We start from the raw sequence: 23486 nt of genomic DNA on the forward strand, positions 1-23486 counted from the left end.
GGCAAAGCTAGACAGGCTGGACCGAGAATGATTCTAGTGCTGAGAACAGTAAACTAAAACAATCAGCAGTAATACGGGTTTTAGAGAAATTGAATAATTAAGATAGGTCAAAAAATGAGAGATGAATTAAAAGAAATTTTTATTCGTGGATGCAACGAGAAAATTGAGAAGAAAGGAGAAAATGTTGGTCTATCCTTTTATGCTTTCTTCAAGAATAAAAACGATAACCCAGAACTATTGATGGAGGCTGCTCATTGGTGGATTATGCGTCACAAACTAGATCACTTTGAGAAAGCAGTTAAGGTTAGACAACTTGTTTTAAGTGAATCCTGATTACGGCTTATTGCATTACATCAGCCAAAACTTGGCTGGACGATTGAGTCGAGGGAGTTTGACGAGGGATTATTTTAGATAAAAATAGGTATAGGTCATTGAAAATAAACTAAAAACAATTTAAAAATAAGGCAACTACTCTAATAATTCCGACCAATTAGTTTCTAAATATTGAACTTCGACTTTTTTAATATTTCCTGAACATTTTAGACGAATTTTTTTAGCTGATAAAGTGAGATTAATAGCAGGGTCATTGAAAGTGAATATAAAGTCATAACCATCTTCACAATTTTTTTCATATTGAATGCTGATAATGAAAAACTGCCCCCCATATAAATCATCAACAATACTGAGTTTTTTTATTTTTGCGCTTTCAAAAATCAACAACCCTTTCTCTAGAGAGTAATTATCCAACTCAAAGTCATAGGTACTAAAAATTTGAACATATAAAATGAAACTCATATCTGGTGAATAATAATCTCGTTCAATTAAAAAACCGAACACTCTTGCATCATGCAAATTGTTAATTATCGAATCAAATTCATTATCCTTCATGGCGCTACTCCACAGTCTCCAAAATTATGTCTTGCTGTATAACAACGCCCATCTGGTGCCTGATTATTAACTGGATAATGCCAGTGAACAGGACTACCTGTTTTTTCAAAACAACCATGTGATCTAGATCCTGTACTGAGATCTTTACTGTGTTCCTCATAGTGAGTCACCTTATTAAACTTAACACCTGCAGGAGGGTTGCATTCTGGTGGACAATTTAGATCTTTACTAGGATCACAGGCTGTATCCTTATTGGCTTCTAAATCCTCTACAATAGATTCGGCTAATAATTCATCACCCATTGCATCTGTAATAATTTTTTCAGCAGCAATGATAGTCGCATCTTGTGCAATTTTATCACCAAATTCTGCATTTTCAATGACTTTATCAGCTACATTGAAGCAAACAATTTAGGTCTGCTTCTACTTAGAGTGTATTGAACCTGACAATTCGTAGTGCACTCTTCTTGTTTGGTGTATTTGACTTGATTATTTTCAGAATCAAGTCCCCAATCAACAGCTCCAAGTAACTGCTCAACTCCTGTAGACAACGCATAAGCTGCTACACCACCACGTAAAACTCTCGATACTTCAGCAGTATTAGGTGTAATTAATACAGAAGAATTTACCGCTCCTTTAACTCCATCATAAAGAACTCTAGAGCCTATCTGTACTGAATTACCTAAAACCCAACCACTTAAGGGGGGATATTGAGGCGGCTGATATTTCAATTTGGCGTTGATATAATAAATTATCATCTGATAAATCAATATTCACTCCAGAATATATTGCATCAGATGAATCTTGCTCTCTACAACCAGAGATACATACTAACAATGCAATTAAAATGATATTCTTCACATTTATTACTTCTAAATAATTAAGTTAAATAAATATTTTATATTATAAATTTAGTTTATAGAGACTAAGCACAATCAAAATCATATCAAAAATATTAAAATCCCACCTTAATATCTTTCTTAATTCACACACTGCACACAAACAGTGACATGCACCTTTGTCAAAATTGAATGCGCTGTGCAGCCTGAAGCAGGATGCACAGCATTAGCGCTTTGATCATGATAGAAACAAAGCCTTTTCTTTAGCACGACGATTCACAAGCCCTTGCATACGTTTACCGCCTGCATTCACCCATACATCAAACTGATCCGCTGCCCCGCGAATATTATTGACATTCAGCTTTTTTACTAAAGTTGATTCACTAAATGCATTAGTCCCAATGTTGTAGGCAAGTGATACCAGTGCATCAAACTGATTTTGGTTCAGTGGCACCTTCACTGCATTATTTACAGCAGATTCAAACTTCTTTAAGTCATGCGCCATGTATGCCTTCGCCTGTGCTTCAGTGCAAGTATCACCTTTTTTGACTTTGATGCCGTTCGGATAAACCGTGGTACCGAAACCAATCGTCCACACTCCCACACCATCGTCGTAGGCAGCTAGTCGCTTACCCTCAAAACCACAGATGAGATCGACACCGAAAAGACTGACTACCATCTGGTCGATCGCTAGACCCAACATATCGGCCACTGTTGAATCTGTAGCAGTTGCAATCACTTGATTGGCAGCATCAACTTGTTTTTGAGTAAGTGTTCCGCCACTGATCTTTCTTAAAAAATCAAATATCTGTTTCATTTCACTTTCCTTTAGGCATAAAAAAACCGCCCTAAGGCGGTATATAGAATAAAAATGACCAACTTACGATCATTTTTCGATAAATTAAGATGATGTGTTTATTAATTAGTCGCACGTAACCAAGGTGTTACTGTTAACCCAGTTAGAATTCCTTCAGGACTTAAAAAGCGTGTAACTGTTTGCCCCCATGGCTCAACACGATTATTAACTAGCAATTGATATCCCTTAGAAACCAAGTGAACAGAAGCTTCAGCAATATCTTCAACTTCAAATTCAATCCAACTTTGAGGGATGTTGAATTCTTCTGGCCATTCTTTTACACCAAAACATGACTCGGCTGCTTGAGTTAAAGGCCATAGTGCAAAATGCTTTACACCACTGAGTTCACCATCTTCAGTACTCATATATGATTCATTCCCTTCCATCGCTTTGAGTGGAAGTTCTAATATATTGAGATAGAGTGTTTTACTCTCTTGATCTACTCTTGTAATTGGTCCAAATCCAGCAACAAAAAGTACTTTGATTAGGGGCATTTCAATAACTCATTCTTATAAAGTAGTTGATTCTTTTATACGTCAAACTGTTCACTTTTAAAACATGAAAGATTTTATGCATAAAAAATTAATTTATTTGGTTAATTCATCCTTTGATTTTTTAAGTTCTTTCACTACTTCAATAATGGTCTTCCCTTCCTGTTTATTGATGAAGTTAAAGGTCCACCGCACAACAGCCCAACCCGGTAAACCACATACAAAAAAGAATCCACCTAAGGCGATCATCCCCCAGATATCCGTTACCCACTCATGTAACCCCCATTTCACGATAATGAAAGCACCACCAGTCAGACTTGATACAACTGTACAAATCAAACCTACAGCCCACTCTTGTGGTGAGCGTGACAAACGCATCATGATGACAACCGTTGCAACAAGTGCTATCGCTAAAGTGACCATAATCGCTGCACCGTAGAATTTTAAAAACGCAGCAAAACCACTTGTGGACACTGGTTCCATTTATTTCCCCTAATTTTTGGCAATAAAAAAACCTCCCGAAGGAGGTTTGTAAGTCGAATCACTCTAAAGTGACTTTTTCCTGAATGAGGAAATAAAGTGCTTTATCGTTAAATGGGATAATGAAATACCGAACCAATACTCCACTTGGTAAGACAAGCTTAGCAAAATAAACATCTAACTCATTAATAGCTACATCATCACTAAAACACCATTCGAGATAGTCCATAATCCGAAATGCTAAATATTTTTTTCTATCAGTCGTATCAATGGTCATTCCGAGCGGTTTAGTTAGCAGATAATCCTGAATTCTACTTTCGATACTTGAAAACTCAATTTTCTCGTAATTAAAACTCAATCCAATACGATCATCAAAATGTTTAAAATAATTTTCTTCGACCGATAACAAAGGATCATTATCTAATGCAAAAATGTTTAGGTTTTTCTCTCTAATATCACCATCTATTTCTGAAATCCCATTTAAAAAACCTGACAAGAAGTCAACCCAAGTTTCAATAAGCTCCATTATTTTCCCCTTTCTTAACCTTCACACCAAACTTTATAAGCACGAACCAATTCTTCTTTTTTATCTCAAAGAACTTTAATTCTTTTTTGATGACCCACATATATTTTCTGACCTTTCTGATCTGGGTTTAGATCGCTTTTACGCCATTGAATTGTTTCATCCAAATCTTTTACACCCTGCTTAATCTCATCACACGGATCATTAGGCTTCATATCAAGAATTTCTTTTTCTCGATCATGCGAAATAGTATTGGGTTTTGGTGCACCCCCCGCAACCGTAGCATTATCTTCCAATTGTTCAGCAATAGGTTGAGCTTTCTCACTGTCGTTTTCAGCTTCTGAAATAATATTTTCAGCCGCTAATAAAATTTGAGACTGAGCGTCAGCGTTATTATTCTGAGCATTCTCAATGACTTTATCAGCTACAACATCTAAAGATAAATTATTACCCGATTTGTCTGGATCATAAGCTGTGTTTTTAACGCGTCTATATGTTGCTCCAATATTGCCATTAAAAGTCCCATTTGGGAGTGTAGCCCCATAAAGTTTGTAGTAGCCTTCATCAGCAACGACTGTAAGATTTTTCCAATAATACGGTCTAGATGGATGAGCATTTAACCAATCCTGACAAGCAACTTGCTGTTTCCCATCTGCATAATATTTACTATTGTTAATTAGAATCAAATAAGAGTAGTTGGGCATACAGGTTGGTGCATTTGTACAATTTACAGGTTTAAATTGAACTTGATTATTTGCAGGATCAAGCACCCAATCTACCGCTCCCAACAACTGATCAATAGCAATAGACAATGCATAACCGGCAGCCCCTCCACGCAATACTCGCGCTACTTCAGCAGTATTGGGTGTAATGAGTACTGATGACTTTTGAACTGCTCCTACAACATTTTTTGAAGCATCGTATAAAACCGAAGCACCTTGTGGAGTCGGGTTGTGTAAATTCCAACCTGCAATTGCAGCAGTATTCGAAATTGTTGTACTTAGCGCTAATGCTAAGCCAATCATAATTTTTGATATCATTTTCATGAATTTCATCCAAAAAAAAGCCCCCGTAATTTAGGGGGAGAAATGTGTTAAAAATAGAATTACGAATTAAAACCTCATTAACGTGTAAGCATGTGTTCCTCCATTTTTTGGCAATAAAAAAGCACCCTTTTGGGTGCCATACACTTTTTAAAAACTTAAACTTCGATTTGAATGACTTCGCCCAATAGCGCGAGTCGCTTGATCTCTCCATCAGATACAAATACAGATGCGCCTAAGTTGTAGTGTGTTGAACTGGTGACCAGATTTAAGCCTGACCCACCCACCACCAACACTTTGTAGTTGGGGTGGTCGTTGTTGACCAGCTGGTGGTTGATTACCTGCTGAGAATTGACGAAGTTGTTTAGCTGAAAATGCAAATGCAGAGTCATCTAGTGCTTTCATGTCAGAAATATCTTCCGCACTAAACTCTTTCCCCAGATCTTTAGCTAAAGCGGTAATTTCTGCTTCACGCTTGGCTGCAGCAAACTGCTTGTTTTGGGTTTTAAGCTCAGAGTTTTTAGTCTCAAGCTCTTGGATACGGGCTTGCGCCTTTTCTAATTCGGTCACGTCTGTGTCCTCTGGTTGATTTATGATTTTTGGGGTATGGCTAGCTGCCACTGCATTGGTGTTCTCGTCTGCGCCTAGGGCACAGAAAGACTCTTCACGGATACGACCACCACGAAAAATGGTAATTGGGGCCTGAAGCGTTCGGCCATTTACAGTGACCTCCCCACGTTCTACTTCCTCAATAGATGCAGGATCGATATACACAGACATCTGCCAAGGAAAACCCTCATCACTGTCTTGTGCAACCTGCTGTCCAAATTGATTGGTTAGTAGGTCACCTTCAACCTTTAACCCAGTTGCATTGTCTTTTGAGACTTGAGTAACCACACCTACACGGCGCCCAGTGTCATGGTCCAACAATGCTGCAAGAGGCGTGTCAATTTGCATTGATTCCAAATCAAAGATGACATCGCCCCAGTAGTAATGCCTTGGATCGGTTCGCCACTATACGCAACACCACTAAACTTTCGTTTTTGATTTTCTGTAGCAGTTCCGATCTCAAAAGGATTGGCCTTGAATTGAAGAGCTTTAGGCTCTATTGGTTTGCTTTCTGCCATATTTCACCTATAAAAAAACCACCTACAAAGGTGGCTTTAAAAGCTTCGAATTAAGGCTAAAAGTTTTTCCTCAGCCTCTCTTGTGTGTGGGTATATAACTGGCTCATTCCGTTGAATCGCGCTAGATAGTGTTTCGATAATTCGCAGCTTTTCTTCTAGGGAATAATCTAGCTTAAGGACAGCTTCTGAAGTATTGCCATCTGCTAATGCACGACTCTCATTAGGCTTCATACCCAAAGCCACATTTCCATTTGACACATCTGAACTTTGACTTAAAGCATTTGATCCAAAGTCACGCCCCATTTAATGGCAGCCGTCTTTATCAACTTTTAAGGCACCTGTTAAAAATAATCGTAACTGTTGCTCTTCTTCAGCAGTTTCAATTTTTACCATCCGGATGAACTTAGGTAGCTTCGCGCCCTCTTCAACTACTACTGGATTTGAATCATCAATACCTATTACACGCATTTTGTTATCCTCAATAAAAAGCCGCCGATTAGGCGGCTTCGGTTAATTTTTACTCATGGTTTCTTTGGTGGTCGAGATAAAGCGCAGCACATAGCTCTAACAAGAGCATTCACTTTTGATGGGCTACCAATCACAACTACTTTTTCCCAGCAGCCGCATGGTGAATAACCATTACCATTTCGACCATTCAAACCCCGTCGACACGATTCACATTTTTCAGTCATTAATTCACCAATGCTTTAAGTGTGTAAATCATCTTGCCATTCAGCGCTCCAATCGAAACCACTTCAAATGACAGGCCTATTGGCATTAATACGCCATGACCAGCATTCAATTCGTTTAGATCAATGCCAACCCCCTTGGCATTTTCAATCTGCAGCACCACATCCGAAGCATTCTCAGCTAACAGTAATGGTGAATTAAATTGAATCGTTTGCCCAACCTCATAAGCCACTACATGTTGCAAGGTCACGCCACCTGTCACGATTGCCGCTGAATTACTCGCCACGGCGCTTAAGACTTGCATGTCCTGTCTGAGCCACCGCTTTAAAACATCGTCCGCTTTCGAGCTTACGGACAGATTTAGGTAGTTCGTGATTGCAGAATCATTGCCCTGCACGCAATCCAAGAAAGTCTTAATCGCACTCGGTCTAATGGATGGATCTAAAGGAATAACTTTATTGGCCACCGTGTTGAACAGATCTCTCGATTTAACATTCATCGGGGCTAAAAGACTGGTGAGCTTTTTAGATGCAGTCCATTCAGCACGAATGGATTCCTTTTGCTCCAGCAGATATTCCTTATCAAGTAATGACTTAGAAATCTTCTGATCCACCAAAGCCTCAAACTCTCCAAATTGCAAAGGATGTGAACTCCAGTCCAAAGCCTCCGCAACCTCTGGCAACTTGTCATCTGGTGTGATGCCGTATTTAAGCGCTTGTTTCTCAGTGAGGGCGATACAGCTGCACCGGCAACGATATCCGACGGGTGGGTAAACCTTGGATCCGTGAAAACTTTGAACGTGAACGAGCTTTCCAACAAAGAAAAACCATGGCTATTCGCCTTCAAAAGTCACTTACACGTGCTTATCCAAAATCATATAAACGAGCTAAAGGCTCACTGTTCTGGGCATAAGGGGAAATTTGATATGTCTACACTTCAACAGATTCAACTTGAACTAAAAGCTCCAAAGAGCAAACGCAACTCATTTGGTAACTACAACTACCGAAACTGCGAAGACATTCTTGAAGCAGTTAAGCCTTTGCTTCAAAAGTACAATGCCACACTGGTTATCACGGTTGACGTGACTGAGGTTGGCGGTGTAGTGATTGTAACTGCCAATGTAGTTTTTACTGATGCAGACGGCAAACAAACCATTGTTAAAGCCCATGCAGGTGTGGAAATTAGCAAGAAAGGAATGGATGTAGCACAGACCTTTGGTGCTTCAAGTTCATATGCTCGGAAGTATGCTTTGAATGGCCTATTCCTGATTGACGACACTAAAGACTATGACTCTGATGAATATCATAACCAAGTCAACAACAGCACCAAAAATCAGAATCAGTCCAACAACCAGCAGCGAATGCAGCAGCAAGGCCAAAGCAGACAACAAGCCAACCAATCGAAGAATAACAACGCTCAGCAACCTAGTTTGCACGATCGCTATATGTAAAGAAAGTGCTGGCTGATGGCAGTTGCACGTTCTCAGGCAAAGGTACAAAGAAATCGCTGAGCTATGTGTTCATAAAGAATGATTTAACGGGTAATGCGGCGTGCCAGTCGCTGTATGAAGAATACGTGAATTACCAAGAGTCTAATTATATTGATATGCAGGTGACGGGATGACAGCAACAATACTTGATCCCTGCTGTGGCTCTCGCATGATGCATTTTGATCCCACAAATCCCAATGTGGTATTCGGAGATATTCGTACTGAAAAGCACATTTTATGTGATGGTCGCTCTCTTGAGGTGTCGCCTGATATTGAAATGGATTTTCGTGCAATGCCATTCAAAGATGGTCAATTCAACTTAGTTGTATTTGATCCCCCGCATTTAATCAAAGCAGGCAAGGCAAGCTGGTTAGCTTTGAAGTATGGAAAACTGAAAGAAAACTGGCGGGAAGATATTCAAAAAGGATTTGAGGAATGTTTTCGCGTGTTGGCCAACGGCGGTGTGCTGATTTTTAAGTGGAATGAAACACAAATAAAAGTCACAGAAATTTTAGCTTTGACTGATCAAAAACCTGTATTTGGACACATCAGTGGGAAGCGTGCGAATACTCACTGGATCACATTTATGAAATTGGAGGTGTCTTAAATGGCTCGTTTAACAAAAATCGATAAAATGTCTGCATGCGAAAAAAGGCTGTAATTAAAGATTTCCGCAATGCACCACCTGAGGCAGATTTCCCACCCGAAGCAATTGCACTAACCTTTCATATTTCACTGGCTTGGCTGCAAAAGAAAAGATGTGAAGGTGGTGGAATACCCTTTTCAAAGCCAACAGCTAAAACAGTACTCTACCGAAAAAGTGATGTTTTGGAATTTATGGACAGTAATCGGCTTCAACATACAGCATAATAAAAGCCCTCTACGTGAGGGCTTTTTCGTATAAGCGCCATTATGTTAAATAATAGCTATTTTTAAGGAAATTAATAAATGTTAATAAATGAAATTCAAATTAACAGACAAAAAAATCTTCCCCTATTTCAACAAGTAAAATTTTCAACTTTCTATAGTTTAGTTGGTCGGGCTAGCAAAAAAATGCGTGGCATAAGCTTTAATTACGACCATGAACGTAAAACTATTGAAACAATAATAATCTTTGATAGCACATTATCAAAGGAAGAACAGGAAGAAATGGAAATAGCTAACACAGAAGTTCTTGCGGATATTCATAATGAAGTGGCAGGTTTTTTTCTTACTTTAAAGGCAATTCCATCTTCTAAAAGCATTTTAGATCAACGTGGAAATTGGGGATGGATCTATTTGCGCCATGAGTATGATAATTAAGTTTGTTTAAAATTAACATAATACACCTTATACGAAATGCTTGAAATTTACCTATAAGCATCAATATCTTATCCGAAAACATAACGGGGTTCAGCGCACTGTCATGGTTTCTTTGTGATTATTCACGTTCCACGTCAATATTTGAGCCACTTTAAGCTTTCAATGTTTACTTGTCTTTAACTATAAAATCTTATTCTAGACAGTAAGCAATCACTAATCCCCTCTATGACTAAACAGCTATGTACTATCAGGTCTATTTGGATCAAAGAACCTTTGAATTAGAGTTTTACCTTTTAAACTTTTCAAGTCTACAAGCAGTCTACAAATTGGGACTACAAGTAGACTCATTGTAGACGAGAGAAATATTTCCGAGGATCGCTATAGATAGTCAGATATTGCAATATGCTGTAAATATAGGTGTTTTAGGGTTATTTAAGAGATAGGATATTGCGAAATATTGCAGGAAATTGCGAATTTCATAGGAGAATTTAGCATTATGAGTCCGCTGCTCTAACTAACTAAGCTATAGGCCCCAATATGCTGAATTTGTTATATATCAACAAGTTCAGTCGAAATGAATACTAGCAAAGATTTTTTTCAAAAGACAAGCTTTTTCATACTCGGTTGTACACTATCCAAACAATCAGGAGAATTTAGATCATCAAACTGACATATCAGATCTTTCACGATCTTTGAGTTACATACTAAGACTCAAAAGCACTTATAAATACTAGAATAATAAAATTTAATTAAATTGGATAAAAACTAAATACTGGCTTCTTCTTTTTTTCGTGACTCAATGAAAAACTCAACAATCGACCATAAAACAACCAAAGCAAAGAGAATTATTGCACATAAAAAAGTCGAAAGATAAGCCATTTTAACAACCCTGAGCTTTGTTAAACCAAAGTTAAAGTGTGAAAATACACACTTTAGTCTTAGACCAAAGTCTAATCTGTCATTTCGTTTATGAATAGTGGTATTTTCATTTTCAGCATATTTATTTTCTATTTGATTAGATTTAAAACATCTTAATACTTCATTCTCACCCTCTCCAACCTTAACTGCTTAGGATTCAGGCAGATTCATAAAAGCGGCAAGTGCAACGAAGTAGGACTTGACTCAAACCGCAAACAAGCAGACATTAGCCACTTTAAAAAACACTTGTATTTTTATGCTCATGTTAAAAAAATTCATTGGTGAGTCTGCGTTTAAACTCGCAGGCTGGAAATATCATGTAGAACCAAATGTTTTAGAAGATAAGCAAGTCATTATTGGTTTTGAACATACTTCTATGTTGGATGCTGTCTTGTCACTGGCGATTTTTCAAATCTATGATATGAAAATCCATACCCTGATTAAAAAAGAATTATTCAAAGGGCCAATGAAGCCCATACTCGATGCCATTGGTGGTATCGCGGTCGATCGTAAGTCAAATAAAGACATTGTGTCTCAAATGGTTGAACACTTTAGCCAAAATGAAAAATTCAATTTAGTCATTGCACCTGAAGCGACACGTGCCAAAACAGGTGAAGTACGTAAACCTATTCGTACTGGGTTTTGGCATATTGCTAAAGCAGCAAATGTCCCTATTGTACTGATGTACGCGAACTCAAAAACTAAGCAAGGCGGTATTTTTGGAAAAATCTACCCAACAGACCTAGATCATGACTTAACGCTTATTAAAGCACTTTATAAAGAGCATGTTGGTTTAGATATTGAGATTCCAGAACCTAAAACTGCTGCACAATAAGGTCGTTTAATTAACCTAAAAGAATGTGAAGACGCTATTCTTTTAGGCCTCTGTGAGAGTTTCCCAACAGTTAATTTTTAAAGTGAACTGCCTCACAGGGTAAATTTTAAATAACTGGCTTTATTTCAAACAATTTTAATTCTTTTTTTGTTTGTTCAGGCGATTTTCAGAAAAACACCTACTTTCGCATAAAAAAGTGCTTATGGTAGAATTTGCACAATTTGATAGGCACAAAGCCAATCTACAAGGAGCATATTTCGCATGGCGGGTCATTCCAAGTGGGCCAATATTAAGCATCGTAAAGCAAAACAAGATGCTAGCCGTGGTAAACTTTTTACCAAATTTATTCGTGAATTAACAACTGCTGCAAAGCTTGGCGGTGGTGATGCTGCAAGCAACCCACGTCTTCGTGCGGTTGTCGAAAAAGCACTTTCTGTAAATATGACACGTGACGTCATCAACCGTGCAATCCAACGTGGTGCCGGTGGTGAAGATAACGATGATTTAAAAGAAATTACCTACGAAGGTTATGGTGTTGGTGGAGTTGCAGTTATCGTAGAAACCATGACTGACAACTTAAACCGTACGGTGCCCGATGTCCGTCACTGTTTCTCAAAAACAGATGGTAACTTGGGCACAAACGGTTCAGTTGCTTTCTTGTTCACAAAACGTGGTGAAATCACTTTTGAAGATGTATCTTTAGAAGATCAAATCATGGATGTGGCACTTGAAGCAGGTGCTGAAGATATCGAAGTCGATGCCGATGAAATCTTAGTCATTACTACACCTGAATCTTTTGGTGATGTGCAAGATGCTTTGACTGCTGCAGGTTTAAAATCGGACAATGCTGAAGTGGTCATGAGCCCTTCAACTAAAGCCGAAATCACCGATATCGATCAAGCCAAAAAGATTATGAAAATGATTGATATGCTTGAAGATTTAGATGATGTACAAAACGTATACACCAACGTTGAATTCTCTGATGCGGTATTGGCAGAATTAGACGCCTAATCTACTGCTTTATAAAAATGCGTTCTCAAACATAACTTTGAGAGCGCATTTTTTATGGCTGATTGAATACACTTTCAATAAATTTTGCTTTTTTAAATCGATATTCATCCATCATTAAATGTTGGCTGTCTTGCTTTAATTGGTTACGCGCCGCCACTAATTTTTGATTTTCCAACAAGCGATCAAGAAAGATCAGAAAACTTTACCACCGAGCGTTTTTCACGACCAATTGAATAGTAACATCATCCTGCTGTAGCTAGCACCTCTAACATACACAGCTCATGTGCTCTTATTGTCGCTGATAATATGCAAACTTTTGAAAGTAGGAAGCCTAATAATCATTAGACTCATACAAGTTCAGCGTGACTTATACTTTGCTCAACAAACCACTACAGTTAAAAACGTTATATTCTTTAATCACAAAGCTTGAGTGCAGTGCCACCACATGTTCGATTTTACCAATGCGTTTGAGTAAAATATCACTATAGTTTTCCATATCTCTTGCCACAACTTCAACAATAAAGTCTGCCGACTGCCCTGTCACTAAAAAGGCATTGGTCACTTCAGGAATATTTTCTAGCTCTTCTAAAAACTTGGAAAAAGTGTCGGTATCGTGCTTGCTCAAGGATACTTGGAGTAAAACATGTAGACTAAAACCGAGCTTTTGATAGTTAATATCACGCTTAACTTTGGTCATAATATCGTTATCAATGAGGTGCTTAATACGACGATGTACTGAACTGACCGATAGATTAATACGCTCTGATAATTCGTTTAGATTGATATCTTCATTACTTAAAATTTCTAAAATTTGCTTATCAAAACGATCTAATTCCATTATTTAACTCTCATGACAACTTATGTTTATAGGTGTTTATTTCATATTAATCGTTTCGAGTGAAAGATAAAGCTTATTTGCAGTTTTTTTTCATATATTTTCAGATTGATAAAAAGATATCAGCTTTTTTAGACAAAGAGTGCCATGATCTTTTACAAAGTTATAAATAGACTGAGAAACTTTCTATTCAGCTTCTATAAATCATGATATTGAAAATACAAGAAAGGCAAAGGTTGTCTGTATCACACACCACCTTTGCCTTATTTGACTTAAGCTTATCTTAAACGCCGCGCCAGTCGACTCGAGCATTGCGCTCGGTTTGATAGACTCTTAAAACATACTGCCCCAAGGGTAAATTGGTTAAATAGGTTTTATAAGCACTAAATTCTTCAGATAGACTTTCTTCATGGTCTTTTTCCCAAGGTGTGCCTTTAATCTCCAGCACAGGTGCTAACATCGAACACACAGCAATATCTGCCAAACCTAAACGATCCCCCACGAAGTAACGTCCATGATTAGCAATTAACTTCTCATTCAATACTTCAATTAAACGCTGCATCTCGGCTTTGGAATACTCTATTTTCTCTGCATTCAACTCATAGCCTTTCGACATCAAAGTTTTCATTAAAGGTTTGGTGTATTTTTCAAATTTACGTAAATACCCCTTTTCGCCCAACATAATCTGTAACGATTGATCATTATCGGACAATGCATGTGCCAGCCCCCAACGACGCACATGCAATCCCAAATCATTGGCTAGCGCATTAACATCTAAAGCCTCTTTACGAAGCTGTGCTTCATTACGTAACAGTCGATGTTCTGGATAACGCTCATCAAGATATAACGCAATTTCGGTGGTATCAGCGACCCATTTGTCTTGATCACGCAAAATAGGCAATTTATTTTGCCCTGTCTTTAACTGTGCAAAAGCCCGATGAACTCCAGGCACCACATTTTGTGCAACAAAATCTAGCTCTTTATGATCGAGCAACCAGCGAGCTTTCTCACAAAAATGAGATAAAGGAAACTGGTATAAAGTTCTCATAAATGCTCCACATTTATTTTTCTATTTTGGCTTTTCAGAAAAGCCATCTATTTCAGTTGGATACTTTAGTCACTGTATTTAGGATTTACAATGTACTTTTTACTCAAAACTGCCTAGCAAATGTTCAATAGCCTTTATCAAATTTATACGTTTTTTTCTCTACAATATCTCAAATCTTGATAAGCAAGGCTTTGATCATCCCATTCAGCCCTTAGTTAAATTTTTATTCATTATTTTTCAAGTTCTTAACATATCATCTAAATGATTAAACTTAGCATATTTTATTTTTAACTTTTTAGCTGCTAAGTAATCCAAAATCCTTCATTTAATCATTCAAGCAATCCCAAGTAGCGTATAGGCATTAAGTAAAGGTGCTTTTATGTCTCATACACTCTCTAAAAATATTCACGTGATACAAAATGATCAGGATGCGATTAATGCAGCCTATCATGTCGCTGACTTTGCCTTAGAAGGTCGGGATCAACGTGATCAGAACCGTCAGCTTCCTTTTGCTGAAGTCGAGTTATTTAGCCAAAAAGGATTAGGCGGTATTCGTATTCCTCAAGCTTTTGGAGGCGCATTTGTTTCCAACAAAACCTTAGCTCAGGTTTTTCGCATTATTAATAAAGCCGACTCAAGTGTTGGCCAAATTCCACAAAACCAAATTGCGCTGCTCAACATGATTGATATCTTGGGCAACGGACAACAAAAACAGTTTATTTTTAATGAAATATTAAACGGCAAACGCCTTGCCAATGGCGGTCCCGAACGAAATACCAAAGACACTAAAACTCTGAGTACAACATTAAACATTGAAAATGGTCGTTATTATGTCGATGGTGAAAAGTTCTACTCTACAGGCAGTAGCTTTGCCCATTGGTTAGCCATTAAAGCCATTCACCCTGAAGGATATGTGGTACTGACGCTTGTTGATGCCACAGCACAAGGCGTTGAAGTCATCGATAACTGGAACGGTTTTGGTCAGCGTACAACTTCAAGCGGCACAGTAAAATTACAACGGGTTGAAGTCGATCCACTACTTATTTTTGATGAGCGGAAACTGGTTGAAGACGTCAATTACCGTGGTGCTTTCTCGCAGTTAATGCAAGTTGCGATTGATGTCGGTATTGCAGAAGCCGCATTTGAAGACACTTTGTCAGCAGTTAAAAAAGCCCGACCAATTGTCGATGCGCAGGTTGAGAAAGCCAGTTTTGAACATTACACCTTACAAGAAGTCGGCAAATCCGCCGTCCTGTTGGATGCCGCGATCCTACTGCTCGATGAAGCTGCTGAATATTTAGATGAGCTCGACCAACTGAGCGTTGTCAGTGCCGAACAAGCAGCTAAAGCCTCCATTTTAGTCGCTGAAGCTAAGGTCTATGCCAATGACGCGGCACTACAAATTTCTGAAAAACTCCTAGAGCTTGGCGGCAGTCGTTCGAGCCTAAGCCAACATAACTTAGATCAACATTGGCGCAATGCACGTGTGCATACCTTACACGACCCGATCCGCTGGAAGCTGCATGCACTGGGCAACTACTATCTGAACAACACTTTCCCTGCTCGCCACGCTTGGATTTAAGGAGAACGTCATGACTTCATTTCAACCTATTCTTCCATTTCAATCCCGAAACGCAGCGTATGCACATATTATTCAAAGCGATGCCGAAGCCTTAGAGATTGCCAAAAATTTAGCTGAGCAGTTTAAACAACAGGCTATCCAACGTGATGCGGAACGTATTTTGCCCTTTGAGGAAATCGAAGCCTATAGCCAATCTGGGCTTTGGGCCATTACTGTGCCGAAGGAATTCGGGGGCGCAGATGTTTCCAGTTATACGGTCGCGCAAATTATCGCACTAATGAGTGGTGTAGATGGTTCGATTGGACAAATTCCCCAGAACCATTTCTATGCCTTAGAGGTTTTACGTAACAACGGTACTGAACAACAAAAGCGTAAACTCTATGCAGAAGTGCTCAAAGGTGCACGCTTTGGTAATGCCTTGGCAGAGTTTAAAACTAAAAATGCAACACAAAAACAAACTGCACTCAGCCAAACTGAACAAGGCTATGAGGTCAATGGTGAAAAGTTTTATTGCACGGGCAGTCTGTTTGCAGACCGTATCCCGACCTTAGTCAAAAATGCCGATGAAAAAGAGTTTCTGGTCTTTATCCCTCGTTGCAATAAAGGACTCGAACTGATTGATGATTGGTCTGGTTTTGGTCAACGCACCACAGGCAGCGGTACAGTCAAATTCAATTATGTCGCTGTAGATGCAGAAGATATTGTTCCTTTCGATACCGCTTTTTCTAGACCGACTCTGGTTGGGCCTTTTGCGCAAATTATGCATGCTGCCATTGAAACAGGCATTGCGCGTGCTGCTTTTGAGGAAACACTGGTTCGTGTGCGTCAGGCTCGTCCGTGGATTGACTCTGCTGTTGAACAGGCAACCGATGATCCTCTAACTCAGTTTGAACTGGGACGTGTGGTTGCCGATGTACGTGCCAGTGAAGTCCTACTCAAACAAGCGGCTCGCTCAATCGATGCAGCACGTCCTAATCCAACCATAGAAAACATTGCTAAAGCATCACTGGATGTAGCGAAAGTTCGTGCACACAGCACAGAAACCGCATTAAAAGCCGCTTCGAAATTGATTGAACTGGCAGGTAGTCGTGGTAGTCAGCGTGAAGATGGCCTAGACCGCTTTTGGCGTAATACCCGTGTTCACACGCTACATGATGCGTCACGCTGGAAATATTACTTCATTGCCAATTATCTTCTGAACGGTGTTCTTCCACCACGCAGAGGGACATTGTAATGACACTATCATCTCAAAATAAAAAGTCGAAGCAAATCATCCTGAATGCCTTTGATATGAATAGCGTAGGTCATATCAATCACGGTTTGTGGACACACCCACGCGATGAGTCACATCGTTTTAATGAACTCAGCTATTGGACCGATTTGGCGCAAACTTTAGAGCAAGGTTTATTTGATGGTTTGTTTATCGCCGACATTACAGGTGTCTACGATGTTTATCAAAACGGTCTGGATTTAACTCTAAAAGAGTCAATTCAACTTCCAAGCCATGATCCTAGTACACTCGTTTCTGCAATGGCTGCCGTTACACAGCACTTAGGGTTTGGCGTCACTGTGAACTTGAGCTATGAGTCGCCTTATCAGTTTGCACGGCGCTTTGCGAGCCTTGACCATTTAACCCACGGTCGTATTGGTTGGAACATTGTCACGGGTTACTTAGACAGCGCAGAACGGTTAATTGGTCAAAAAGGTTTAAAAGATCACGACTTACGTTATGAACAAGCTGAAGAGTTTCTCGAACTTTGCTATAAATTTTGGGAAGGTTCTTGGGAAGACGATGCCGTACAAAAAGATAAGTTAAACCGTGTCTTTACCGATCCTTCAAAAGTTCATGCCATACAGCATCAAGGCAAATTTTTCCAAAGTCAGGGCGTTTTTCAGGTTTCCCCATCTATTCAGCGGACGCCTGTACTTTATCAAGCGGGCGCTTCAAGTAAAGGCTTAGCTTTTGCAACTCAACATGCTGAAGCCATGTTTATTGGTGCTGACACGTCTGAAAAACTGAAACAGCAAGTCGATAAGATTCGTGCGCTTGCATTAAGCCATGGTCGTGATGAGCAAGCCATTAAACTCTTCGTTGGCATTAGTGTAGTGACGGCAGAAACGGACGAACTCGCACAAGAAAAACTGGCCGAATATATTCGCTATGCCAGTCCAGAAGCAGGTTTGGCGCATTTTTCCAGTTCAGTCGGAATTGATTTAGCGCAGTTCACAGATGATGAAGCGATTCCTTATAAACAAACCAATAGCATTGCCTCGGTCAATAACAAATTTAAAGAGCAAAAAGTTACACGAGCGGATTTGAAAGCCCAACATGTACTCGGTGGACGCTATCCACTGATCGTCGGGAGTGGAAAAACTGTAGCAAAAAAACTCATTCAGCTCTTAGATGAAACTGGCATAGATGGCTTTAATCTCACACGAACCGTCGCCCCAGAGTCACATCAAGACTTTATTCGTTGGGTTATCCCAGAATTACAAGAGCGTGGCCGTTATAAAACCGCCTATGAAACAGGTAGTTTACGCCACAAATTATTCGCTCAAGGTGACCGACTGGCCACAGGCCACCCAGTACAGCAGTATCGATGTCAAAGCTCGAACCCTGATTCTAAAACACAGCAAAAACAAACCGCATAAATTTTAAAATACGAGAAATATCATGGCTCAAACTGCAAAAACAAAATTTACCATTATTGGGGTAATTGTCGCTGCCATCGTCATTGCACTGGTGGCGTGGTCTTATCATAAAAAATCGAGCAACACTGAACTGGTGATCGGTATCAGCCCACCCTTTGCCAATCCGTTAAAGGTGGCTGTGGAAGAAGCAAAACAGCAAGGCATTAACGTCAAACTGGTCGAGTTTTCGGATTGGAATACCCCCAATATTACCCTCAACCATGGTGATATTGATGCCAACTATTTTCAACATCAGCCCTTTTTAGATAACGCCATCAAAGAAACCCTATTTAAACTGAAAGCACTGGATAAAGGCGTCACCACACACGTCGGTTTATATTCAAAAAAGTTTGACTCGATTGATGCTATTCCTGAAAATGCACGTACAGTTATTCCAAATGATCCAGTAAACCAAGGTCGTGCGCTTTTACTGTTACAACAGGCCAAATTGATTAGCTTAAAAGATCCAAGCAATCATCTATCTAACCTGCAAGACATTGTCAGCAATCCTAAAAAGCTCCAGTTTATTGAAGTTGAAGGTCCACAAACTGCGCGTGCCGTTGATGATGCTGACTTGGTTTTTAGCTATCCACATTATTTACGTCTTGCAAAAACCATCGACCCAAATGATGCACTGATCTTAGATGACAACACCAATACTCTGTATTCGATTTTATTTGTGGTGCGTGATGACTACCAACAGCAACATCCAGAGAAAGCCGCACAACTTGAAAAATTCATCAAGATTTATCAAACATCAGACAAAGTTAAACAGACTTTGAATAGTGAAATTGGTGAAAAACTTTGGTTCCCTGGTTGGAAGTGAGTATAAGCCATGACGCAATCTTTCACTCAAAATCGAAAAAAATGGCTGATTGGCTTAAGCGTCATCGTGACAATTTTTGCTCTAGCGGGTTACCGCTATAGCAAAAGCCATGCACAAGATGATGTCTTAACGATTGGCATTAGCCCACCTTATGCCGAACTGCTGCAAAGCGTGGCAGATGAGGTAAAAAAGCAAGGCATTCAGGTCAAATTGGTTGAATTCTCGGACTGGCATGCGCCAAATGTTGCTGTGCAAAATGGCGACATTGATGCCAACTTTTTTCAACAAAGTGTCTTTCTGCGTAATGCCATTCGCGAAACAAATTATGATCTGCATCCATTCGCTACTGGAACAGGAAGTCATGTCGGACTGTATTCTAAAAAATATAAGTCCTTAGATGCACTACCAGCTCAAGCACGTGTGGTCATCCCGAATGACCCAGTGAATTCGGCGCGTGCACTGATTTTACTGCATCGTGCAGGTTTGATTCAGCTCAAAGATATCAACAATGAATTGTCTACCGTAAACGATATTGTGAGCAATCCTAAACAACTTCAGTTTATTGAAGTAGAAGGCCCACAAACTGCCCATGCGTTTAATGATGCCGATTTAATTTTTGGCTTCCCACATTATTTAAAAATGGCCAAAGTCACAGATCCGCATCAGGCCCTTTTTCTTGATCCGATAGACAAGAAATACGCCATCTTATTTGTGACACGTAAAGACTATCCAGACCAAAACCAAAAACTTGCGGCCTTTGTGCAAGCATTTCAAAACTCAAAACACGTTCAAGAAATTTTAGATCGTGATTTTGGCCAAGGTCTGTGGTTTGAAGGCTGGAAATAAGGAGAAAAAGAATGGTCAGCTTTGGTTCTCATGTGGATTTTTCAATTCCACATATCAAAATTCGTAACTTAAACAAACACTATGCAGTACAAGGTCAAACTGTACATGCACTCAAAAATATTGACCTAGACATCCCGACAGGGAAAGTGTTTGGCATTATTGGCAAAAGTGGTGCAGGTAAATCTTCCTTGCTACGCACCTTAAATGGTTTAGAAAGTATTAGTGAAGGTCATATCCATATCCATCAGCAAGACTTGGCCGCATTGAGCCATGCTGAACTGATTCAGCTCCGCCAACGCATTGGCATGATTTTCCAGCATTTTAATCTAATGTCTGCCAAAACTGTTTATGAAAATGTCGCACTGCCCCTCAAAGTGGCCAATTATCCCAAACAAGACATCGAACAACGTGTCAACGAAGTTTTACAGTTGGTCGGGCTGAGCGATAAGGCACAGCATTACCCATCACAACTGTCTGGCGGTCAAAAGCAACGCGTGGGCATTGCCCGTGCATTGGTCCACCATCCTGAAATTTTACTCTGTGATGAAGCGACATCTGCACTTGATCCAGAAAGCACCTCTGTGGTGTTGTCGCTACTCAAAGAGATTAATCACAAGCTGGGTATTACCATTGTATTGATTACCCATGAAATGCAAGTGATTCGGGAAATCTGCGATCAGGTCGTGGTCATTGATAGTGGTGAAATTGTGGAATCAGGCGAAGTTTGGTCGGTGTTCTCTCAACCCCAACAAGGCATTACCCAAGAACTACTGAATCTAGAACAACTCGATTTGCCTTTTCGCTTAAATGCTGAACTTACGCAGCTTGATACACATGCCATTTTCAAAATTCGCTCGACGTCAGATGCGCATCATCCACCTGACCTAAAACAAATTTTAGAACACTTTCCACAAACTGTGCATTTGTATCAAAGTCAGGTCGACACCATCCAAAACCATTTAATTGGAACATTGGTTATTGCTGTTCCTACACAGGACTTAGAAATTCAATCGCTACAACAAAAACTTAAAGCGCATGTGACACATGTAGAGGTACTGGGCTATGCACGACCAACTTATTGATTTATTACTGACAGGTACTATCGACACCTTAATCATGGTCGGTGCATCCGCATTTTTTGCATTACTCATTGGTCTGCCAATGGCAGTGGTTCTAGTCAGCACCTCTGAGCATGGCATTTATCCTTCCAAAAGTATTAACCATAGCTTAGGCTGGTTGGTAAATATCACTCGTTCTGTTCCCTTCCTGATTTTGATGGTGGCCCTGATTCCACTCACACGTTGGATTGTAGGCACCAGTTATGGTGTTTGGGCAGCAGTTGTCCCTTTAACCTTAGCAGCAACACCCTTTTTTGCACGAATTGCAGAAGTCAGCTTACGTGAAGTGGATCAGGGGTTGATTGAGGCTGCGCAAGCTATCGGCTGTAACCGTACCCAAATCATTTGGTATGTGTTGTTACCTGAGGCGCTACCAGGAATTGTCGCGGGTTTTACCGTGACCATTGTGACCATGATTAACTCCTCTGCCATTGCAGGTGCAATTGGTGCTGGCGGTTTAGGCGATATTGCCTATCGCTATGGTTATCAGCGTTTTGATATGCAGATCATGTTGGCCGTGATAGTCGTGCTCGTAATTTTGGTGATGTGTGTGCAAGCGATTGGAGACAATTTGGCAAATCAACTCGATAAAAGGAAGGTCTAATCACATCTCCCACATAAAGTAGAGTTCTATACTGTCCACTCACGTTTTCTAGCCCCCTCCTTTTTCTAAGGAGGGTGTTTCAATATGAAGTTCACACCATTTATATGAAAGACTCCAGTCCTTACATAGACAATGATCTACATGCAACTGACCTCTTAAATCTGGTTTCTTTATTAAAGGAAAAGGCTTAAAAGGCTCGTACACAGGGCTTAAATGAGGAAGTTCTGCCCACAACATGATTTACAACTTTGATTCTTCTCCCCTGAGACCTGACTTTGTCATGGCTTTCATGTAAAATCACTGGCAATTTTTATATAACACGTTGTGAGTTATTTCATGGGTTTTAATTGCGGTATTGTCGGCTTGCCGAACGTTGGTAAATCTACACTTTTCAATGCATTGACTAAAGCTGCTATTGCTGCTGAAAACTTCCCATTCTGTACCATTGAACCAAACACAGGCATCGTTCCTGTGCCAGATCCACGTTTAGACAAACTTACCGCGATTGTAAAACCTCAGCGTGTGATTCCAACGACGATGGAATTTGTGGACATTGCAGGTTTAGTTGCGGGTGCATCTAAAGGTGAAGGCTTGGGGAACCAATTCCTTGCAAACATCCGTGAAACGGATGCGATTGCTCACGTTGTACGTTGTTTTGAAGATGAAAACGTCATTCACGTTAACGGTAAAATTGACCCGCTTGATGACATCGCAACCATCAACACGGAACTTGCACTGGCTGACTTAGAAACTGTGACAAAAGCAGTGACTCGTTTAGCAAAATCTGCAAAAGGTGGCGACAAAGAAGCACTTGCAACCAAAGCGGTTTTAGACAAAATTTTACCTTTACTTGATGAAGGCAAACCTGCTCGTGCAGCTGACCTAGACGACGACGAACGTAAACTGGTTCGTGGTTTTGGTTTAATGACTTTAAAACCAACCATGTATATTGCGAACGTTGCTGAAGATGGTTTTGAAAACAACCCGCATTTAGATGCTGTTAAAAAACTTGCAGCTGAAGAAAATGCAATCGTAGTTCCACTTTGCAACCAAATCGAAGCCGAGATTTCATTGCTTGAAGATGAAGACCGTGCTGAGTTCCTTGAAGCTTTAGGCATGGAAGAACCAGGTCTAAACGTGGTAATTCGCGCAGGCTACGGTCTTTTAGGTTTACAGACTTACTTCACGGCGGGTGTACAAGAAGTTCGTGCTTGGACCGTTAAAGTGGGTGCAACCGCACCACAAGCGGCTGGCGTGATCCACACTGACTTCGAAAAAGGCTTTATCCGTGCTGAATGTGTTGCTTATAACGACTTCGTTCAATACAACGGTGAAGCAGGCGCGAAAGAAGCAGGTAAATGGCGTTTAGAAGGTAAAACGTACATCGTTCAAGACGGTGATGTTCTACACTTCCGCTTTAACGTATAAGTCGTTCCGGATATAAA

Annotated in this window: 25 protein-coding genes and 4 pseudogenes; 15 read left to right on the forward strand and 14 right to left on the reverse strand. The window is 39.9% G+C overall.

Features of this window, described 5'->3' with window-relative positions:
* Positions 1-114: 114 nt before the first annotated feature.
* Positions 115-333, forward strand: coding sequence for a DUF6500 family protein (locus tag RR876_RS15395; RefSeq protein WP_332478214.1), 219 nt, complete (start codon positions 115-117; stop codon positions 331-333).
* A 135-nt stretch (positions 334-468) separates the two neighbouring features.
* Here the strand turns inward: RR876_RS15395 and RR876_RS15400 are convergent, their stop codons facing one another.
* The 12 genes and pseudogenes from RR876_RS15400 to RR876_RS15455 form a co-directional block, all read right to left on the reverse strand.
* A complete protein-coding gene (locus RR876_RS15400) occupies positions 469-888 on the reverse strand; it encodes a hypothetical protein (protein ID WP_332478213.1) in 420 nt (139 codons plus the stop codon).
* Positions 885-1190 carry a hypothetical protein gene (locus RR876_RS15405; RefSeq protein ID WP_332478212.1) on the reverse strand — a complete coding sequence of 102 codons (306 nt, stop codon included), beginning with the start codon at positions 1188-1190 and terminating at the stop codon, positions 885-887. The genes RR876_RS15400 and RR876_RS15405 overlap by 4 nt, the downstream gene beginning before the upstream one ends.
* 89 nt (positions 1191-1279) lie before the next feature.
* Entirely contained in the window at positions 1280-1657 is a 378-nt protein-coding gene (locus tag RR876_RS15410) for a hypothetical protein (protein WP_332478211.1), read from the reverse strand.
* A 307-nt stretch (positions 1658-1964) separates the two neighbouring features.
* Complete coding sequence (locus tag RR876_RS15415; RefSeq protein ID WP_332478210.1) at positions 1965-2543, reverse strand: lysozyme; 579 nt, start codon at positions 2541-2543, stop codon at positions 1965-1967.
* Positions 2544-2644: 101 nt separating this feature from the next.
* The gene (locus RR876_RS15420; protein WP_332478209.1) at positions 2645-3076 is read right to left on the reverse strand and encodes a glyoxalase; all 432 of its coding nucleotides are present in this window, start codon (positions 3074-3076) and stop codon (positions 2645-2647) included.
* 93 nt (positions 3077-3169) lie between these two features.
* A complete protein-coding gene (locus tag RR876_RS15425; protein WP_332478208.1) occupies positions 3170-3556 on the reverse strand; it encodes a hypothetical protein in 387 nt (128 codons plus the stop codon).
* 58 nt (positions 3557-3614) lie between these two features.
* Positions 3615-4079: a hypothetical protein gene (locus tag RR876_RS15430; RefSeq protein WP_332478207.1), complete on the reverse strand. Its 465-nt coding sequence runs from the start codon at positions 4077-4079 to the stop codon at positions 3615-3617.
* 65 nt (positions 4080-4144) lie between these two features.
* Positions 4145-5122, reverse strand: a complete 978-nt coding sequence (locus RR876_RS15435) for a hypothetical protein (RefSeq protein ID WP_332478206.1) — start codon at positions 5120-5122, stop codon at positions 4145-4147.
* 312 nt (positions 5123-5434) lie between these two features.
* A pseudogene (locus tag RR876_RS15440) lies at positions 5435-6246 on the reverse strand (hypothetical protein); the annotation flags it as partial.
* A gap of 36 nt (positions 6247-6282) precedes the next feature.
* The gene (locus RR876_RS15445; RefSeq protein WP_332478205.1) at positions 6283-6549 is read right to left on the reverse strand and encodes a hypothetical protein; all 267 of its coding nucleotides are present in this window, start codon (positions 6547-6549) and stop codon (positions 6283-6285) included.
* Positions 6550-6714: a hypothetical protein gene (locus tag RR876_RS15450; RefSeq protein WP_332478204.1), complete on the reverse strand. Its 165-nt coding sequence runs from the start codon at positions 6712-6714 to the stop codon at positions 6550-6552. It lies immediately after the preceding gene.
* Between the two features lie 223 nt (positions 6715-6937).
* Positions 6938-7708: pseudogene (locus RR876_RS15455) on the reverse strand (phage head morphogenesis protein); the annotation flags it as partial.
* A 153-nt stretch (positions 7709-7861) separates the two neighbouring features.
* Here RR876_RS15455 and RR876_RS15460 point away from each other — a divergent pair.
* The 6 genes and pseudogenes from RR876_RS15460 to RR876_RS15485 all read left to right on the forward strand — a co-directional run.
* A pseudogene (locus RR876_RS15460) lies at positions 7862-8338 on the forward strand (ERF family protein); the annotation flags it as partial.
* Between the two features lie 217 nt (positions 8339-8555).
* Entirely contained in the window at positions 8556-9032 is a 477-nt protein-coding gene (locus RR876_RS15465; protein WP_332478203.1) for a class I SAM-dependent methyltransferase, read from the forward strand.
* A pseudogene (locus tag RR876_RS15470) lies at positions 9033-9295 on the forward strand (DNA-binding protein).
* A 78-nt stretch (positions 9296-9373) separates the two neighbouring features.
* Positions 9374-9727: a hypothetical protein gene (locus RR876_RS15475; RefSeq protein WP_332478202.1), complete on the forward strand. Its 354-nt coding sequence runs from the start codon at positions 9374-9376 to the stop codon at positions 9725-9727.
* A 1180-nt stretch (positions 9728-10907) separates the two neighbouring features.
* Complete coding sequence (locus tag RR876_RS15480; protein WP_332478201.1) at positions 10908-11480, forward strand: 1-acyl-sn-glycerol-3-phosphate acyltransferase; 573 nt, start codon at positions 10908-10910, stop codon at positions 11478-11480.
* A 261-nt stretch (positions 11481-11741) separates the two neighbouring features.
* Complete coding sequence (locus RR876_RS15485) at positions 11742-12491, forward strand: YebC/PmpR family DNA-binding transcriptional regulator (protein WP_332478200.1); 750 nt, start codon at positions 11742-11744, stop codon at positions 12489-12491.
* A 367-nt stretch (positions 12492-12858) separates the two neighbouring features.
* Here the strand turns inward: RR876_RS15485 and RR876_RS15490 are convergent, their stop codons facing one another.
* On the reverse strand, positions 12859-13329 hold the full coding sequence (locus RR876_RS15490) for an Lrp/AsnC family transcriptional regulator (RefSeq protein WP_004693423.1): 471 nt from the start codon (positions 13327-13329) through the stop codon (positions 12859-12861).
* Between the two features lie 280 nt (positions 13330-13609).
* On the reverse strand, positions 13610-14374 hold the full coding sequence (locus tag RR876_RS15495; protein WP_332478199.1) for a glutathione S-transferase family protein: 765 nt from the start codon (positions 14372-14374) through the stop codon (positions 13610-13612).
* A gap of 379 nt (positions 14375-14753) precedes the next feature.
* Here RR876_RS15495 and RR876_RS15500 point away from each other — a divergent pair, with 379 nt between their 5' ends.
* From RR876_RS15500 to ychF, 8 genes are all read left to right on the forward strand, one after another.
* The gene (locus RR876_RS15500) at positions 14754-15956 is read left to right on the forward strand and encodes an SfnB family sulfur acquisition oxidoreductase (RefSeq protein WP_332478198.1); all 1203 of its coding nucleotides are present in this window, start codon (positions 14754-14756) and stop codon (positions 15954-15956) included.
* A 10-nt stretch (positions 15957-15966) separates the two neighbouring features.
* Positions 15967-17190 (forward strand): SfnB family sulfur acquisition oxidoreductase, encoded by a 1224-nt coding sequence (locus RR876_RS15505; protein ID WP_332478197.1) that lies wholly within the window; start codon positions 15967-15969, stop codon positions 17188-17190.
* Entirely contained in the window at positions 17190-18608 is a 1419-nt protein-coding gene (locus tag RR876_RS15510) for an LLM class flavin-dependent oxidoreductase (protein ID WP_332478196.1), read from the forward strand. The genes RR876_RS15505 and RR876_RS15510 overlap by 1 nt, the downstream gene beginning before the upstream one ends.
* A gap of 22 nt (positions 18609-18630) precedes the next feature.
* Positions 18631-19473: a MetQ/NlpA family ABC transporter substrate-binding protein gene (locus RR876_RS15515; RefSeq protein ID WP_332478195.1), complete on the forward strand. Its 843-nt coding sequence runs from the start codon at positions 18631-18633 to the stop codon at positions 19471-19473.
* 9 nt (positions 19474-19482) lie between these two features.
* Entirely contained in the window at positions 19483-20319 is an 837-nt protein-coding gene (locus RR876_RS15520) for a MetQ/NlpA family ABC transporter substrate-binding protein (protein WP_332478194.1), read from the forward strand.
* Between the two features lie 11 nt (positions 20320-20330).
* Complete coding sequence (locus RR876_RS15525) at positions 20331-21401, forward strand: ATP-binding cassette domain-containing protein (protein WP_332478193.1); 1071 nt, start codon at positions 20331-20333, stop codon at positions 21399-21401.
* Positions 21382-22041 carry a methionine ABC transporter permease gene (locus RR876_RS15530; RefSeq protein WP_332478192.1) on the forward strand — a complete coding sequence of 220 codons (660 nt, stop codon included), beginning with the start codon at positions 21382-21384 and terminating at the stop codon, positions 22039-22041. Before RR876_RS15525 ends, RR876_RS15530 begins: the two co-directional genes overlap by 20 nt.
* A 336-nt stretch (positions 22042-22377) precedes the next feature.
* On the forward strand, positions 22378-23469 hold the full coding sequence (gene ychF / locus RR876_RS15535; RefSeq protein WP_004693442.1) for a redox-regulated ATPase YchF: 1092 nt from the start codon (positions 22378-22380) through the stop codon (positions 23467-23469).
* Positions 23470-23486: the final 17 nt, after the last annotated feature.

Origin of the sequence: Acinetobacter sp. (assembly GCF_036666595.1) — a bacterium.
GTDB lineage: Bacteria > Pseudomonadota > Gammaproteobacteria > Pseudomonadales > Moraxellaceae > Acinetobacter.

Bases quoted from the DNA above. Each gene is read 5' to 3' on its own strand.
- RR876_RS15530 (WP_332478192.1), top strand. From the start codon at position 21,382: ATGCACGACCAACTTATTGATTTATTACTGACAGGTACTATCGACACC.
- RR876_RS15475 (WP_332478202.1), top strand. From the start codon at position 9,374: ATGTTAATAAATGAAATTCAAATTAACAGACAAAAAAATCTTCCCCTA.
- RR876_RS15515 (WP_332478195.1), top strand. From the start codon at position 18,631: ATGGCTCAAACTGCAAAAACAAAATTTACCATTATTGGGGTAATTGTC.
- RR876_RS15510 (WP_332478196.1), top strand. From the start codon at position 17,190: ATGACACTATCATCTCAAAATAAAAAGTCGAAGCAAATCATCCTGAAT.
- RR876_RS15430 (WP_332478207.1), bottom strand. From the start codon at position 4,079: ATGGAGCTTATTGAAACTTGGGTTGACTTCTTGTCAGGTTTTTTAAAT.
- RR876_RS15400 (WP_332478213.1), bottom strand. From the start codon at position 888: ATGAAGGATAATGAATTTGATTCGATAATTAACAATTTGCATGATGCA.
- ychF (WP_004693442.1), top strand. From the start codon at position 22,378: ATGGGTTTTAATTGCGGTATTGTCGGCTTGCCGAACGTTGGTAAATCT.
- RR876_RS15420 (WP_332478209.1), bottom strand. From the start codon at position 3,076: ATGCCCCTAATCAAAGTACTTTTTGTTGCTGGATTTGGACCAATTACA.
- RR876_RS15425 (WP_332478208.1), bottom strand. From the start codon at position 3,556: ATGGAACCAGTGTCCACAAGTGGTTTTGCTGCGTTTTTAAAATTCTAC.
- RR876_RS15465 (WP_332478203.1), top strand. From the start codon at position 8,556: ATGACAGCAACAATACTTGATCCCTGCTGTGGCTCTCGCATGATGCAT.
- RR876_RS15500 (WP_332478198.1), top strand. From the start codon at position 14,754: ATGTCTCATACACTCTCTAAAAATATTCACGTGATACAAAATGATCAG.
- RR876_RS15395 (WP_332478214.1), top strand. From the start codon at position 115: ATGAGAGATGAATTAAAAGAAATTTTTATTCGTGGATGCAACGAGAAA.
- RR876_RS15435 (WP_332478206.1), bottom strand. From the start codon at position 5,122: ATGAAAATGATATCAAAAATTATGATTGGCTTAGCATTAGCGCTAAGT.
- RR876_RS15495 (WP_332478199.1), bottom strand. From the start codon at position 14,374: ATGAGAACTTTATACCAGTTTCCTTTATCTCATTTTTGTGAGAAAGCT.
- RR876_RS15525 (WP_332478193.1), top strand. From the start codon at position 20,331: ATGGTCAGCTTTGGTTCTCATGTGGATTTTTCAATTCCACATATCAAA.
- RR876_RS15505 (WP_332478197.1), top strand. From the start codon at position 15,967: ATGACTTCATTTCAACCTATTCTTCCATTTCAATCCCGAAACGCAGCG.
- RR876_RS15490 (WP_004693423.1), bottom strand. From the start codon at position 13,329: ATGGAATTAGATCGTTTTGATAAGCAAATTTTAGAAATTTTAAGTAAT.
- RR876_RS15520 (WP_332478194.1), top strand. From the start codon at position 19,483: ATGACGCAATCTTTCACTCAAAATCGAAAAAAATGGCTGATTGGCTTA.
- RR876_RS15415 (WP_332478210.1), bottom strand. From the start codon at position 2,543: ATGAAACAGATATTTGATTTTTTAAGAAAGATCAGTGGCGGAACACTT.
- RR876_RS15450 (WP_332478204.1), bottom strand. From the start codon at position 6,714: ATGCGTGTAATAGGTATTGATGATTCAAATCCAGTAGTAGTTGAAGAG.
- RR876_RS15445 (WP_332478205.1), bottom strand. From the start codon at position 6,549: ATGGGGCGTGACTTTGGATCAAATGCTTTAAGTCAAAGTTCAGATGTG.
- RR876_RS15485 (WP_332478200.1), top strand. From the start codon at position 11,742: ATGGCGGGTCATTCCAAGTGGGCCAATATTAAGCATCGTAAAGCAAAA.
- RR876_RS15480 (WP_332478201.1), top strand. From the start codon at position 10,908: ATGTTAAAAAAATTCATTGGTGAGTCTGCGTTTAAACTCGCAGGCTGG.
- RR876_RS15405 (WP_332478212.1), bottom strand. From the start codon at position 1,190: ATGGGTGATGAATTATTAGCCGAATCTATTGTAGAGGATTTAGAAGCC.